The organism is Chitinimonas prasina (genome assembly GCF_030160395.1).
GTDB classification, from domain to species: Bacteria; Pseudomonadota; Gammaproteobacteria; order Burkholderiales; family Chitinimonadaceae; genus Chitinimonas; species Chitinimonas prasina.
Genome location: NZ_BSOG01000002.1, coordinates 199,742 through 214,775 on the forward strand (window position 1 = coordinate 199,742; position 15,034 = coordinate 214,775).

A 15,034-nucleotide genomic window follows, 5' to 3' on the forward strand; every position below is an offset into this window, starting at 1 on the left:
GCGCGGTGACGGGTGGGGGAAACCGTTACTGCCAGCAAAGGGTTTAAACAGAAACAGGGCACCTGAGTTGTGCCCTGTTTCTGTTTTCCGACGATGTCTGCCTTGGTACTACTTGTCGGGCGCGATTGCCCTACTAGTCACCCATGGTGACCCTGGCTGGAGCCCGTCCAACGCTTTTCGGCTTGCCGGAATGAGGCGAAAAGACCAAAGAGCCTGTTCGCGATCTTTTCGCTCCAGCGACGGAGTGAAAAAATCGCGAACACGCTCTAAACAGGTACTCAGCGAGCTGCCGTCTTGATCGGTGCAGCTTGATCCTTGGCGGGCTTGTGCTCGCAGTCCTTGCGCACGTTGACACCCTCGCCACGTAGCTTGACCAATCCACGGCCGCCGCTCAGGTCGATTTCACCGGCCGTCTTTTCATCGATAGGGCGCTTGTTGAGCGGCATCTCGGTACAGGGTATGCCGTTATCGGCCAGGCTACGGTCTGCCTGCCCATTCCCCTCTCCATCGTCGCCATCTCCGCCGCCGTCACGGCCACCATCGTCTCCGCCCTGGCCATCGCCCTGGCCGTTGCCATCACCTTTGGTGCCTTTGCCGCTGCCGCCTGATCCGGCGCCGTTCTCGTCATCGCTGCCGCCACCGCCGCCACTGCCCTCGTCATCGCCGCCGCCACCCGTGCCCTTGGAGCCGCCCGACCCGGCACCGCCTTCGCCGTCATCGTCGTTGCCCGAGCCGCCACTACCGCCACCATCACCGTCGTCGCCGCCCTTGCCGCTGCCACCCGAACCGGAGCCATCATCGCCGCCGTCTTCGCCGCCACTGCCGCCCGCGCCATCACCGTCGCCATCGTCGCCGTTACCGGAACCCCCACTGCCTGCGCCGCCGTCTCCATCGTCATCCTTGCCCGACCCGCCGCCGCCGCTGCCCTCACCGTCACCGTCTCCCTTACCGCTGCCACCCGAGCCGGAACCGTCATCGCCACCGTCGTCGCCATCACTGCCACCAGCGCCATCACCACTGCCGTCATCGCCGTTACCCGAGCCACCGCTGCCGGCGCCGCCGCCATCGTCGTCGCCGCCACCACTGCCGCTACCAGAGCCGCCGCCGTCACCATCGCCGTCGCCACTGCCACCAGAGCCCGAACCGTCGTCGCTGCCGCTATCGCCATCGCTGCCACCTGCGCCATCACCAGAGCCGTCGTCACCACTGCCCGATCCGCCGCTACCGGCACCGCCGTCGCTATCTCCATCATCGCCGCCGCTACCACCGCCGGAGCCACTGCCGTCGCCATCGCCGCTACCGGAGCCACCACTGCCGCTGCCATCGCCGCCATCGCCATCATTACCGGAGCCACTGCCACCGGCGCCACCACCGTCTCCACCGTCGTCGTCACCACTGCCACTACCAGCACTGCCGCCGCCTGCATCGCCACCCGAGCCACTGCCTGAGCCGCCGCTACCACTACCTCCGTTACCACTGCCGGAACCGGCGCCACCTGCGCCAGCGCCGTCACCATCGCCATCGTCGCCGCTACCGGAGCCGGATCCGCCACTACCACTGCCGCCAGCGCCGCCCGAGCCCCCACTGCCGCTACCGCCTGAGCCGCTGCCATCACCACCACCTGAGCCGGAGCCAGAACCGCCGCTACCGGTGCCTGCGCCGCTGCCTGCGCCACCCGAGCCACCGCCGCTGGCTGTGCCGCCACCGGTGCCATCGGAACCCCCGCCGCTGCCACCACCACCGCTGCCTGAGCCGCTACCGGAGCCACTACCGCCGGAGCCCGCACCGGCGCCACCGCCGTCGTCGTCTCCGCCGCCACCGCCAGATCCGCCGCCTGCGCCACCACCACCGCCGCTACCCGAACCGCTACCTGAGCCGCTGCCACCGCCGGAGCCCGATCCGCCACCTGAGCCCGAGCCGGACCCGGAGCCGCTACCTGAGCCACCACCGCCGCCAGAGCCTGATCCACTACCGGAGCCGGAGCCACTGCCGCCGCCACCGCCGCCGGAACCACTCCCGCCGCCGCCACCCGAGCCACCGCCCGAGCCGCTGCCTGAGCCACCACCGCCGGTACCACCGGAACCACCTCCGGTGCCGCCGGTGCCATTCCCACTGCCGGTCGAACCGCCACCCGAACCGCTGCCCGGCCCAGCTGTTGGGCCTGTGTTGCCGCCACTGCCACCGCCACCCGTACCACTACCGTCACCGGAGTCGCCACCGTCCGGGGTGCTGTCTGGCTCGGGATTGGTGGCCCCACAGCTGGCAACCCCGGCGTTGCAGCCGGTCCAGGTGGCGCCCCGCTGGCCACTATTGCCTTTGTAAGCAATGGTGGGGGGAGTGTTGTGGACAACGATGCTCTTGGGGGTGTCGAGCTCCAGGGTACGGGTGCCCAGGTTGAAACCACTGCCATCGGCGACGTGGATATCGGTGTAGACAGGGTTGTACTTGGTGGGCGAACTGCCAAAGGGCATGTCTGGCGTGCCGCTGATGATGATCGTGCCCTTGGCATTGAACTTGTTCAGCAGATCGGCCTTGTACTCGGTTTCGTTGCCATAGGCGGCACTGGCGGGGCGGTTTCCCACCCAAATGGTCTGGTCCCCCAGGTTGCGCAACACGATCTTGACGTTATCGGCACTGATGTACTGGCTGCTGTCGCCATTCATGACCAGGGTGTCGGAGATCAGATGTATCTGGTCGCCAAAGGTCTCGAAACCGTTCACCAGCAGGTTGCGCCCCAACAGGCGCAGGTTGTAGAGGCGGCCTATCTGGTCGACCTGGATATCGCCGCTTGTTTGGGCCGAGATGCTGCGATAGGAAAGATTGGCCTTGCCGTTGTCGCCTATGCGGATAAAGCCGCTGTAAGCCCCAATTTGACCGGCTGCGATCGGATCGGTCAGCGAATAGGGGCGGGCGCCAAAGTAGAAGGTAGAGGTCAGGTTGGTGAACTTGAGCAGGGTTTCCCAAGTATAGGTGGTGTCGGTGGTGACCCCGGCAGCATAGGGATTGGAGGGGTCGTCGGCCCTGACCCGAATGGTGCGGTTCAACCCAAAGGGCTGCAGGATGATACGGGCGCCATTCTTGGTGGCGGCATCCAGTACTACGTCCATATTGTTGGCGCGCAGGAACAGCGTGTCACCACTGCTGTTGAGCTTGATGATGCGCAGGTCGTCACCGGTGGTCAGGTAGAAATTGCCAACGGGCTTATTGACGGCATCCAGCGAAACCTCGGTAGTCGTGGTGGTGCCCCCACTGGCGCTGCTGGTACCGCCTGCGCCTGGCGAGCCCGGTACGGTACTGCTGCTGTTCGAGCTGGTGCCGGTAGGTACTTTCAGGTCGATGGCATCACTGACGGCGCCGATAGCGGCGGCGGCCAGCAGGCCGGTATAGCTGCTATTGTCGACGACGGTATCCTTGCCACCGCCGGCAACCAGGGTTTCGACCTCGCTCTTGATATTGAAGGTGCCCTGGCCAACCTCGCCCAATAGCCCCAGCGAGTTGCCATAGATCATGGCGCCGTTGATGGTACGTGCCAGGAAGTCTCCACCTATGCCTATGGTGACCGAGCCACGTTGTTTGGTGGTGACTACATTGTTGGTATCGGTCCAGGTGCCGGGCGTCGTGATGTTCTGACTGATATTGAGGTTGCCACCGATGGAGAGCGAGACGTTGTTGGTATTGTAGGTAGGCGGCTTGGGTGGCGTGGTGGTGCTATCGGCTGGGGCGACGATGGTATTGGACGTGGTACGTATGCCATTGATGCCGCCCACCGTGCCGATGGTGACGGTATTGCCCGTACGTGGCGCGCCAGTATAGAAGAACGAACCATTGAGCGAAGCTGCCAGGACATCAATCTGGTTGTTGGCGTTGCTGAGGCTGACGGTATTGACCTTGCTGCTGCTGCCCTGGTCTTTTACCACCAGCGAGCCGGCGACGATGGAGCCGGCTGTTTCGCCGGCGACATTGCGCTGCAGTACACCGCCTTGATCCAGTTCCAGCGTCAGCTGCCCGCCGCCGAGGTTGACGTTGTTGTCTATCTTCAGGCTGGCCGGGTTGGCGGCATCGCCAAATGGCTTGCTGTAATCGGGCGTGGCAGTGGGCGAACCGGTGCGCAGGCTGAGGTTGCCACCCTGGGTGGATATCCCTATGACCCAGTTCCAGACGTTGCCTACCGCCAGCTCGTCCTTGTCACGGAAGGTGATGGAACCGTTGCTGGTGTCGGCTGCCAATACATTCACGTCATTGCCGGCAGAAGCCAGATTGAAATTGCCGGTGCCTTTCAGCATCAGGCCATCGGCAATGATGCTGCCGCCAGACTGATTTAGTCCGGCATTGGCACCCGCCAGGAAAAAGCCGGTGCCGGAGCCCAGGTTGACATCCTGGGCAAAGGTAATGCCGTTGTTGTTGTAAACCTGTAGCGAGCCATTGCCGCTGGTATAGCCGTTCACGCCGGCCACAGAACCCAGGCTGATGGCCGAGTTGCCCGAGTACTGCACACTGCCGCCAGTCAGGCTGGCGGCCAGGGTGCCGATCTGGTTGGTCGAGGTATAGAAGCCAGAACCACCATAGCTCAGCAGCCGGAAATAGCCGCTGCCCTTGAGCAGCAGGCCGCTGGCAAACAGGCCGGTGCTGGTCGTGGTCTGCAGGGCGCCGTTGGCCATATCCAGGGTGATGCTACCTGATCCGGCGCGGATGTCATGACCCAGCGAGGCCGAAGCGGAAGACTTGAGGGTGATGTTGCCGTTGCCGGAGTTCAGCTTGCCGATATTGAGCGCGCCGCTGCCCAGTGCCTGCAGCGTAATGCTGCCGCCTGCCGTGCGTATCTCGTCATTGACGTCTTCGTATCGTATGCCGCCCGACTGCGTAGAGGTGATGCGCAGGCTGCCTGCGCTGGTCTGCTTCATGTTGAGCAGGTTGTCGGTCAGATCCTTCAGGAGAATCTCGCCGGCGGCCTCGATGACCACATTGGTATTGGCAGCCAGGCCTTCCAGCGTCTGTTCGGCCAGCGTGTTGGGATTGGTATCTGGGTCGGCAGCAAACAGGGTGCCATCGGCCACGCTGCCGGCCTGGTCGCCGGTTGCTGCTGCGCCATTGGTAATGGTCAGGCTGCTTGGGTCCAGCAATAGTGAGCCGGTGTTGCCGTTGGCTGCGGTGGTATTCACCGTGCCATTGAATGCCAGCTTGTCCTTGCCAGAGACCTCGACCGCACCCCCATTACCCGCCAGCGCCCCCCCTTGGGCGCTGATATGGCCAGCAAAGCGGGTATCGCCATCGGCCCATACCACGACCTTGCCACCGTTGCCCTGCTGGGTCGCATCGGCAAGCAGCTGTGCGCCTGCCTGAACCAGCGTCCGCTGCGCGTTGGCAACCGAGCCCTTGCCTTGCCAGTCGCCGCCTACCAGTATCTGGCCACCGCCGTGCTGGCCACTGGCATCAAGCCGGGCGGTATCAGTTAATGCAACCTGCCGGCCCAATACGGCTATCCTGCCGCCGACGTCGGCACTGCCGCTGGCAGCAACCGTACCTGTCAGTACCGTGGTGGCATCCGATTCCAGCCGAACCTGACCACCGCTGGCACCGCTGACATCCAGTTGGCCGCTCATGCTCACATTGCCACCGCTGCCTAGCAGTTCTATCTCGCCGTCCTGCCCGGCAACGCCTTGCGCCCGTATCAGTCCCGCCTGGTTCACTGCACTGCCCGCCAGGGAGCGTGCCGTGCGCGCCGCCATGATGACGCGCCCGCCATCGGCCAGTATCTGGCCCGAGTTAGCGGCACCAGCCAGCTCACCCAGCGCCTCTTGGCTGAGTGCGTAGCTGATCAGGCCGTCGCCGCCCAGATCCAGCTGCAGTGCATGGCCTGCACCCATGAACACACTGCCCAGGCGTGCCTCGATCAGGCCGCGGTTGATGACCCGGTCGCCTGCCAGGGCGATAAAGCCACCATCGGCCGCCCGCAGGCTGCCGTCGTTGATGACGGTGGCGGCGTTGCCCTTGCCATGAAAGGCATAGCGCCCAGCCAGGAAGTCCTCATTGCGGATGTCCATGGTGGTGGCCAGCAGGCCGCCGACATCTACCCGCGCGCCAGCGCCAAAGTACACACCGTTGGGGTTGACCAGGAATACGCGCCCGTTGGCCTGCATTTGACCCAGTATCTGGGAGGGATCATTGCCTATGACGCGGTTGAGCATGACCGACTGGTTGCCAGGCTGCAGGAAACTCATCAACTGGTCGGCGCTGATGCTGAAACTGCCCCAATTGACGATAGCACGATCACTGGCCTGAGTGACTACCGCCCCATTCGGACTGAAAGTTACATCGCCAGAGACAACGGTGGGTGTGGAGGGAAGTTCGGCCCGGACGGACAGTGCCGCCAGGTAAGCCAGCGCAAGCAGGGTGGGCCGGAAGGGCAGGGCTCGTATAGGCATGATCAGAAGCTCGCGCTCAGGTTGAACCACAGGCGGCCTTGCTTGCCGTCGTCAGCCCGATAGTTGTTCATTGCGGCGTGTGCATATTCCACTTTAACCGTGCTATTGCTGGTGGGGTACACCGTCAGTCCGACACCTACGGCACCCAGCTCGTCGCTGCCATTGCGAAAGCCGCGCTGCTTGTAGATGACCCGTCCGTAATCGGCAAACACGCTGGCCTGTGCAGCACGACCGAATAGGGCGATCTGGCGTCTGGCCTCCAGCGTCAGTGCTTCGCCGCTGTCGCCACGCATCTCGGATGGCCTGTAAGCACGCACGCTATCTGGGCCACCGATATCAAACTTGTCGCTATCTGGCAGGGTATTGCGGCTGTAGACCCACTGGGCTTTGACGAATACATCCCACTGCTTGCTCAGAGCCGCCGTGGCATCGGCATACGCCTCCAAACGCAGGCGCTCGGCATTCTGCTGCCCAGGCTTGGGTGGGACGATGACCAGCGGGGGATCGTTGGGGTTGACCGGGGGAATGGTGATGCCTGGGTCGGCTGGTTCGTAGCGACGGCCATTGCTGGAGGCGGTCAGGCGCCAATTCCAGGCGGAACCATCCTGGTCGAACCAGCGTTCCCGCCAGGTCAGGCTAGCCAGAGCCAGGTATTTGCGCGAGACGGTGACACCTAGTGCATTCTGCTGCAGTTCGCGGTAGTTATAGCCCAGGCCCAGGCTGCGATCCCGCTCGCGCGAGCGTAACAGGGGATAGCTGTAGAGCAGCTCGGAGGTCTCGACCTCTCCCTGCAGCGCCAAGGGCGCCAAGGCACCGCCCACGTCATAATTCACACGGGAATGATTCAGACTGAGGCGTGCGCCTTGATCGCCAATAGGCAGGCTGTAAGAAAGCTTGCCGTATTTGAGCAGATCGCGCTCGCTGAGGATGGCACGCAGGCTTAGCTGGTCGCCATAACCCAATGGATTGTTGAAGTTGGCCGTCATGTCCAGCCGTGTCTGGCCGATTTCCTTGCGGGCGCCGTTGGTGAGGGCTGCATCGAAGCTGAAGCGCTTTTCCTCCACCTGTATCAGCAGGTCGCTGCTACCGTACTGCTTGCCCGACACCAAGGTAGCGCGGGCACGCAGTCCAGGCTGGTCGTTTAGCAACAGCAGCTTGTTCTCCAGTGGGGCCTGGGCAATGGCTTGCCCTGCCGGCAGTTCGCCACCGAATTCCAGCAGAAACTGTGTACCGTAGCTGCTATTGCCTGCGACCCTGACCTCTCCCAGCACCCCTTCGACCACATCTATGCGCACCAAGCCATCTGTTACCCGCTGGGCCGGCACCAGTGCGCGTGCCAGCGGGTAGCCCGCCTGCTGGTAGTGTTCGCTGACAGCATCGGCGGCGCGGCCCAGATCGTAGAGATTGAGTTCACGATCCAGAAAACGCTCTAACACACGCTTCAGACGGAATTCCGATATCACCTTGTTGCCACGGAAATCGAAACCATTGACGCGAAAGCGCCGCCCCTTGGGATCGTGCTCGCTAGCACCGTCGTCACGCCGGAACAGCACCTCGGCCGGTGGCCTGGGTGCGGCTTCCGGCCGCTTGAGCGACCGTTCCACGCTACCTGGCGAGGGCAGGGCAGCTGGGTCTGCTGCCAGGGCGGGAATACTGGCAAGCAGGACGATGCTGGGCAGGTGTCGTGGGTTCAAGATGGTGGCTATCCAGAAAGCAGGTTCAACGTAGCATGATAGGCGACAGCGTCGCCTAGCCCATGGTGAATCGTACCCGGCAGCCGTGTTTCAGCTAGCCCGCGACACTGAGTACACCTCGATGGCCTCGCGCCGCCCTTTGAGCTTGTGCTGCCCCATGCCTTCAACCTGTGCCTCGGGCCGGTAGCGTATGCCTTCAAAAGTGCTGGGGTTGATCAGGATGTCGCGGCGCAGCTCCTTGGTCAGCGCCTCCAGCCTTGCGGCCACATTTACGGCATCCCCAATCACCGTATAGAGGAAACGGTCCATGGAGCCGACCTGGCCAGCGATCACCTCGCCGGTGCTGATGCCTATGCCGCTCTCCAGGCGAATTTCACCGCGCATCTCGCGCAGGTCGTTGAGCTTGCCCAGGCGATCCCGCATGTCAAAGGCGGCGGCGACAGCCGCCCACTCACGGCCCGGTGCTGCGATCGGCGCGCCGAAGATCACCACGATAGCGTCGCCTATGAAGTTGTTGATGTAGCCCCCCCAGGGTTTGACCGCTTCTGCCATCTCCGACAGGTATTCGTTGAGGAAGCTGACCACCTGCTCGGGCGTCATCTGCTCCGATAACGTGGAGAAATCGCGGATATCGGAGAACAGCACCGTGACCTTGAGGCTTTCGCCACCCAGCTTGACCTCGCCTGACAGCAGTTTCTCCCGTACCTCGGGCGACACCACCCGACCAAAGATATCGCGCTCCCGCTCCCGCTCCTGCACGCTGCGCACCATGTCGTTAAAGGTATTGGCGAGCGAGCCCATTTCATCCTGCCAGTAGGGTAAGGCCTTGGCCTGCTCGTAATCTCCCGCCCGCATGGCTTCTGCGGCATGGGCCAGGGAGTGCACCGGGCGCATCAGCAGGCGGGACAGCCCGAAAGCCGCCAGGATGCAGAGGGCGCCTATGCCCAGAACACCCAGGACAACATGCCAGGAGAGCCGGTTAAGTGGGGCTGCAAACACGGACTGCGGCTCGTTCACGCCTACCACCCAGCGGTGCCGGGCTGGCGCATAGCCGGCAATTTCAGGCTGGCCGCTATAGGGCGAAAAATAGGCGACGCTGCCGGGTTGCGAAGCAGGCACCATCGCACGGGCCAGGTCGGTCAGGTTCAGCGACTCGATGCGGTCCAGCATGAACTGCCGTTCCTTGACGATACGCTGCTCCACCGGCGGCGGCAGCTTGGTCAGGCTGCGGTACAACAGCTTGTCGTCCGGGTGGTAAACCAGCATGCCTTCACGATTGGTGAGGAAGGCATAACGGCTGCTGCTGGATCGGGCTGACTGCAGAATGCCGGTCACTGCCTCTCCACGCAGCTTCAGCACGGCCACGCCAGCCGTCCTGCCCTCGGGGTTGGGGATAGGGGCGGAGAAGAATACGCCGGGTTGGCGGGTGACAGCGCCAACTTCGATATCGGAGATGTACAGGCTGCCGCCTATGGCCTGCTTGAAGTAATCACGGAAGTGAAAATCCCGCCCCAGGAACTGTGGATGGCTGGCGACGAGGACATTGCCCTTGTCGTCTAGCACCATCAGTAACTCGATGTCGCTGTTGGAGTTGGCAATTTTGCCTAGCTCTGTCTCTACTGCCAGGCGGTTAGCTGGGTTAGGATCAACGATTAACTTGGTCACGGCCTCATGCACAGCCATGTAAACCAGGAAGTGCTGGCTATCAAGTATCAGTTGGTCCAGCCTACCGGCGAGACTGGCCGCCAGTTGTTGCAGATTCCGATGTTCGGTTGCTTCCAGGCTGGCAAGGCTACCCTTGAGGGTATAGCTTGAAGCCACCAACATGGGCAACAGGCTGAATAACAGCAGCAAGGCCGCCAGTTTGGCGGCTATGGGCCAGGTGGTCGGGTGGAATGCGCGGGTGGGCGTCTTCATCTTCGCTTTCGGCGGGGCGGACCGGCTTAGGGACCATCAGTTACGCATCACTCATTGAACCTTGTAGCGCATAAATGGCTGTTCTGCTTGCTGGCGTAGTCTAACGGCGCGGGCTATACATTATCGGGCTGTCTGGGAACATATACTCGAAGAAAGTGGTATCCCCATGAAACAACTCTTTGTACGCACCTTCCCGGCACTGGCGGCAGAGTTGGGCGACAACAATATAGACAGCCTGCTGGCGGCATGTCGACTGGTTGAATTGGCGCCAGACCGAAAACTGTTTCGTGACCGGATGCCGGTGGAGTCGCTCTATCTGATACTGGAAGGCGAATTGTCGGTATCGCTGGAAGAAGGCGACAAGGCCTTCTCGCTGGGCACGGCGGGGCCGGGACAATGGCTGGGGGAAGTCTCGGTGCTGTCCGGCAGCATGCTGGGTAGTGCGACGGTGACGACCCTGACCCCAGTCAGCGCGCTCAAACTGCATTTTCAGGACTTTGACCGTTTGATACGCGACAACGACCACATCGCCAATGCCTTGTTGTCCGATCTGATCGGCCTGCTGGCTGCGCGCTTGCGCATCTCTGCTGCTGCCATCGGTAAGTTGGCGGGGAAATAATTATGGAACTGAAACCGTTTTTGCGTAACCTGCCGGCCTTTGAGGCCTACAACGATCAGTACACCGATGCCCTGATAGCGGCCCTGGAGGTGGAGGACTGTCCCGATGGTTTTGTCTTTGTCCATCAAGGCGGATACGGCGGGGCCATGTTCATCATCCTTGAGGGCTCAGTCGGCATCATCCGCCGTGACAGGCCCAACGAGACCGACTACGACGTGCGCGACCTGCGTGAAGGGGAAATCTTCGGCCTGTTGTCCTTGGTGGACGATATGCCGGCTGCCGCCACATGCGTAGCCCATGGCCCGGTCAAGATCGCAGCCCTGACCCAGGATGGCTTTCATAGCCTGTTTCAATCAGCCCCCCCCATCTGCCATCAGCTGCAATTCATGATCGCGGTGCAACTGGCGCGAGATTTGCAGGAACAGAATGAGTTTCTGCGTCGGCATATGGCGCAATGATCAGGCGCGCCCGGGCTTTACCGGGCGGGCTGCCCGGTAATCTCAATTAGGTTGGTGCCGCACCCACGATCTCGGCATAGCGCAATAGTGCGAGCGGCGGGTAACGGCGTAGCTGGCGGGCACTCTGGATGTTGACCAAATAAGTAAAGCGGGCAAGCGTGTCGAGCGGTAGCTCGCTCGCCTTGCGTTTGCCGCTCAGTATCTGCTCGGCCTTGTAGCCGGCAAATTGCCCTGCCGCATAGTAGGGGCTGACCAGCCCAGCCAGGGCGCCGCCTTGGCGCACCGGCTCTTCGGTCGCCGCAAACACTGGCACCCCAGCGACCTGAGCCTGCGTCACTGCGGCAGCGGCATGGGCGATCAGGAAGGAATCCGAAGGTAGGTAGAGCCAATCTGGCTTGTCTGTCAGTAGCTCAGTCAAGGTACTGGCAAGCCCCTGGACGGTGGGTTTGCCATCGGCGTCGGTCTTGATGCCTTCGACCTTGACTGTGGCGCCCGCCTGTTGCGCCAGCTTGGTCAGCCTGGCCGATGCCAACACCGAATTCTTCTCGTTCTGGCTGTAAACAATGGCGATGCGCTTGGCCGTGCCAAACCGCAGCATGGCTTGCCACTGCGCCTCGGGCGGGGCCAGATGGCTCACCCCGGTGAGATTACGCAGACTGGAGCGGGTATCCGGCGCCAGGCCGGCACCAACCGGGTCGGCCACGATATTGAAGACGACGGGGATGTCGGCGATATGCCGGCTGGGGTCGCGCTGGGCAAAGCTGCCTACCGTTTCGGCCGTGACTGTCGTGCCGAATGTGTAGATCAGGTCTGGCCTGAGCGCTTTGGCCTCGGCCACCATGGCGGGCAGCTTGGCCTTGTCGCTGCCGGCATCGCGGATGATGAAATCGACCGGCTGCTGGCGTTGCAGGTAGTCCATGAAGCCGCGCTCTGCTTCGGTCACACCTCGGTAAAGCAGCAGCATGACCTTATGCCGCCGATCTGCCGCCAAGGCGGGTAGCAGGGGCGCCAGGCCTAGACTCAGCCCGGCTTGTAGCAAGATGCGGCGCTTCATGGCCGGCCCTCCGCCAGTTCGGCATCGTTAACATGCAACCACCAGAAGGCCAGGGTAAAGATCGTACTGGTCACCAAGGTCAGTATGCCTATGCCGTAGAAGGCACCCTTGAAGTCGTAGGTGGCAATCAGGGCGCCAGCGATAATGGGGCCAAGCACATTGCCCAGGCGCTCTATCAGGCGGAATATACCGGTCGCAGTAGCTTGGCCGACCTCTGCGACGGCGTCCTTGCAATAGTCCGAGATCAGCGCCAACTGGGGTGAAACACCGATGGCGTGGGCGATGCCCAGCAACAGGATGGCCAGCGCCACGCCCAGCGTGCCGTCCAGGAAATAGATCGCGAACATGGCCGCGGCTGCGGCAAAGCCGCCTATGCTGACAAACCATCGGTGCCGGCCCAGTTTGTCAGCCATCTGGGCAACCAGGGGCGAAAAGGCAATGATGGCAAGGCCATAGGCCATCATGACACGGCCAACCGCAGACTGGCTGTTACCCAAGGCCTGTAGGTAGAGCGGGGCGGTGTAGTAGAGGAAGCCGGTGAGGGCCACCTTGGAGGGGATGGCGGCCAGCACCGTGATGACCAGGAAGGGTCGGTGTGCCAGCAGCAGCTTGATATCGCGCCAGCTGAGCGATTTACGTACGGCCGCGCCCATGCGGCGACGCGCCAAGAAGCGCAGCACGAAGAGCGCCGCAGCCAGGCTCAGGCCGGCAGACAGCATAAAGGTGGGACGGTGGCCCAGGCGGTCGGCAAGGATGCCGCCTATGGCCGCACCAGACAGGGAGCCGGCAAAGAAAGTGGCCAGGAACATGGCCATGCCCTTGGTGCGCCGCTCTGGCGGTGTATGGTTGGCGATATAGGTCTGGGCCGTCACAAAGACCAGGCCATAGCCGACGGCGGTGAGCGAGCGCCATAGCACCAGATCAATCAAGGTCTGCGAGACGGCAGTGAGCAGCAGGCCCACGGTGGTGATGCCGGCACCAATGGCGAAGGCGCGGCGATAACCGAGCCTGTCGCACCATAGCCCGGCCCAAGGCATGGCCATGGCCCAGGCAAACATGAAGATGGAGATAGGCAGACCCAGCGCCACTTGGCGTGAGATGCCATAGGCTGGTGTATAAAAACCTTCGACGTAGAGCGGGAAAAAGCTCAGCGACAAGGAGTCTGAGAAGATCAGCAGGAAAAATGGCCAGCGTACAAAATCGACAGCGCCCGAAAACAGGGTAGGGCGTTCTCCCTCGGCGTGAAAGCGTAGGCCACTGGTACAGTGCTCGAATGCGTCGCCCAGCTTAACTCGCAGTGCAACGGCGCGTTGATTGAGGCTTTCGGTCAGTGCGTTGTATCGGGCGTTGAGCCGACCTATGCCACCAAAGTAGTCACTGGGCAGATAGCGCGAGAAATCACCCTGGCGCACGGCGCGCCAGCCCTCGGCCAGCGCGGCGGAGGGGGCTGCCACCATGGCCGCCATCACAAAGCGCATCAGCTCCAGCGCCGTCAGCACCGCCACGATCAGCACGGTCACCAGGTCAAAGAGCAGCTCTCGCAATTGCGCCTCTACCGTGGCTGCCTGCTGCCCCAGATGCAGTGTGCCCAACTGACCCTGGCTGCCCATGATGGGGAGTGCGGTATCGAGCCAGGGGCCTATGGTGGCGCTGTCGCGGGCAGCCCCCGTCCAGCGCTGCTTCAACGGCTCATGCTGGGGGAGGCCGCTGGCATAGAGCCGGCGCCCATGGCGATCGACCACCAGCAGGTAACTGATGTCAGGATTGTCGCGCCTGACCTCGTCCAACAGGGTATCCACCCCGATAAGCTGGTCGAAGGGTAGCGCCAGCCTGTCTGCCCGGCTGAGCAGCTGCGACACCGAGTCGCCCACCACCAGCACACTGCGCGCCATTTCGGGTTCGATGGCGGTGGCGAATGGGCGGGCCGCCAGTAAGGTAAGGGCCAGTGCGGCGGCAAACAAGAGTGCGGTGGCCAGGATGGCCAGGCGTTTTTGCAGGTGTTCGGTACTCATTGCGCCGCCCCCGCCATTCTTTGCTCGGCTTGCTGCACCGCAGCGACAAAGGCTTGGGTTTCGGCGACCAGGGGGCGTTCATCGGGAGGGAGGGGGTGGCCATCCAGCACGGCCTCGGCAGCGTCGAGCTCGGCCGCCAGGGCGCGGGTAAGCCACCAGGCGCCCAGCCATGCCAGCACCGACGCCGCGAGCATCACCCCCAGCGCTCGCCACAATAACTGGGTAGCCATCGTGCTAGCCGCTGCGGCGACTTCGCGGTCATCGTAGACAATGACAACGGCACCGGCCTTGCCACCAAAATTGTCGGCTATGGTCAGGCCGACTGCAGACTCGTGGTCTGCCCGCCAGTGCCAGATGCCATCGGGCGTACCTGCCTGTATGCGCTCACGCCAGCTGGCGCGGCCCTCCTTGGCGGCTTGACCGGCGCCCAGTATGGGCTGGGCGGTGGTGTTCACCACGCCGGCGTAGCGGATGGCGGGCCAGGCCGATTGCAATTCCTTGAACAACAGGGGCAGCCTGGCGTTCTGCTCGGGCGTCAGGCCCAGCGATAGCCCGGCCTCCACCGTCTGTCGTATATCCTTGCCCAATACCAGATAGCGGGTCTCGTGCAGGCCCTGTACGGTCTTGCGAAAGTTGGCGTAGTTCAGGAATGACAGCAGGGCGACCACAAAGGCGATCACCAGCGCGAGCAGGCCACCTATGCGGAACCACAGCGGCAAACGTGAGGAAGGGCTTGGCGTCATGCGTATCCGCAGCGATAGTGTCTTCAGGAAGGATCTCGGTCGCGGTCATTGCCCTTCTTTTTGGGCAATGTCCACCACACGATCAGTACCAGCAGTAGGCCGGCAATACCTGCTT

8 protein-coding genes are annotated in these 15,034 nt (G+C 62.7%); 2 read left to right on the forward strand and 6 right to left on the reverse strand.

Features of this window, described 5'->3' with window-relative positions; translation table 11 throughout:
• Positions 1 to 278: 278 nt before the first annotated feature.
• The 3 genes from QQK16_RS08165 to QQK16_RS08175 all read right to left on the reverse strand — a co-directional run bounded on the left by QQK16_RS08165 (position 279) and on the right by QQK16_RS08175 (position 10,033).
• The gene (locus QQK16_RS08165; protein WP_284195957.1) at positions 279 to 6,422 is read right to left on the reverse strand and encodes a two-partner secretion domain-containing protein; all 6,144 of its coding nucleotides are present in this window, start codon (positions 6,420 to 6,422) and stop codon (positions 279 to 281) included.
• A gap of 2 nt (positions 6,423 to 6,424) precedes the next feature.
• A complete protein-coding gene (locus QQK16_RS08170; RefSeq protein WP_284195958.1) occupies positions 6,425 to 8,116 on the reverse strand; it encodes a ShlB/FhaC/HecB family hemolysin secretion/activation protein in 1,692 nt (563 codons plus the stop codon).
• 90 nt (positions 8,117 to 8,206) lie between these two features.
• Entirely contained in the window at positions 8,207 to 10,033 is a 1,827-nt protein-coding gene (locus tag QQK16_RS08175) for a cache domain-containing protein (RefSeq protein WP_284195959.1), read from the reverse strand.
• 166 nt (positions 10,034 to 10,199) lie between these two features.
• Here QQK16_RS08175 and QQK16_RS08180 point away from each other — a divergent pair, with 166 nt between their 5' ends.
• Positions 10,200 to 10,652 carry a Crp/Fnr family transcriptional regulator gene (locus QQK16_RS08180; protein WP_284195960.1) on the forward strand — a complete coding sequence of 151 codons (453 nt, stop codon included), beginning with the start codon at positions 10,200 to 10,202 and terminating at the stop codon, positions 10,650 to 10,652.
• 2 nt (positions 10,653 to 10,654) lie between these two features.
• Positions 10,655 to 11,110 (forward strand): Crp/Fnr family transcriptional regulator, encoded by a 456-nt coding sequence (locus QQK16_RS08185; RefSeq protein WP_284195961.1) that lies wholly within the window; start codon positions 10,655 to 10,657, stop codon positions 11,108 to 11,110.
• Positions 11,111 to 11,156: 46 nt separating this feature from the next.
• Here QQK16_RS08185 and QQK16_RS08190 read toward each other — a convergent pair whose 3' ends face one another.
• The 3 genes from QQK16_RS08190 to QQK16_RS08200 are packed head-to-tail and all read right to left on the reverse strand — an operon-like array spanning position 11,157 to position 14,919.
• Positions 11,157 to 12,164 carry an ABC transporter substrate-binding protein gene (locus QQK16_RS08190; RefSeq protein WP_284195962.1) on the reverse strand — a complete coding sequence of 336 codons (1,008 nt, stop codon included), beginning with the start codon at positions 12,162 to 12,164 and terminating at the stop codon, positions 11,157 to 11,159.
• Positions 12,161 to 14,176 (reverse strand): MFS transporter, encoded by a 2,016-nt coding sequence (locus QQK16_RS08195; protein ID WP_284195963.1) that lies wholly within the window; start codon positions 14,174 to 14,176, stop codon positions 12,161 to 12,163. The genes QQK16_RS08190 and QQK16_RS08195 overlap by 4 nt, the downstream gene beginning before the upstream one ends.
• Positions 14,173 to 14,919 carry a hypothetical protein gene (locus QQK16_RS08200; protein ID WP_284195964.1) on the reverse strand — a complete coding sequence of 249 codons (747 nt, stop codon included), beginning with the start codon at positions 14,917 to 14,919 and terminating at the stop codon, positions 14,173 to 14,175. Before QQK16_RS08200 ends, QQK16_RS08195 begins: the two co-directional genes overlap by 4 nt.
• Between the last annotated feature and the right edge of the window lie 115 nt (positions 14,920 to 15,034).

Coding starts and splice junctions, on each gene's coding strand:
- QQK16_RS08165 (WP_284195957.1), bottom strand. CDS start 6,422: ATGCCTATACGAGCCCTGCCCTTCCGGCCCACCCTGCTTGCGCTGGCT.
- QQK16_RS08175 (WP_284195959.1), bottom strand. CDS start 10,033: ATGAAGACGCCCACCCGCGCATTCCACCCGACCACCTGGCCCATAGCC.
- QQK16_RS08180 (WP_284195960.1), top strand. CDS start 10,200: ATGAAACAACTCTTTGTACGCACCTTCCCGGCACTGGCGGCAGAGTTG.
- QQK16_RS08185 (WP_284195961.1), top strand. CDS start 10,655: ATGGAACTGAAACCGTTTTTGCGTAACCTGCCGGCCTTTGAGGCCTAC.
- QQK16_RS08190 (WP_284195962.1), bottom strand. CDS start 12,164: ATGAAGCGCCGCATCTTGCTACAAGCCGGGCTGAGTCTAGGCCTGGCG.
- QQK16_RS08195 (WP_284195963.1), bottom strand. CDS start 14,176: ATGAGTACCGAACACCTGCAAAAACGCCTGGCCATCCTGGCCACCGCA.
- QQK16_RS08200 (WP_284195964.1), bottom strand. CDS start 14,919: ATGACGCCAAGCCCTTCCTCACGTTTGCCGCTGTGGTTCCGCATAGGT.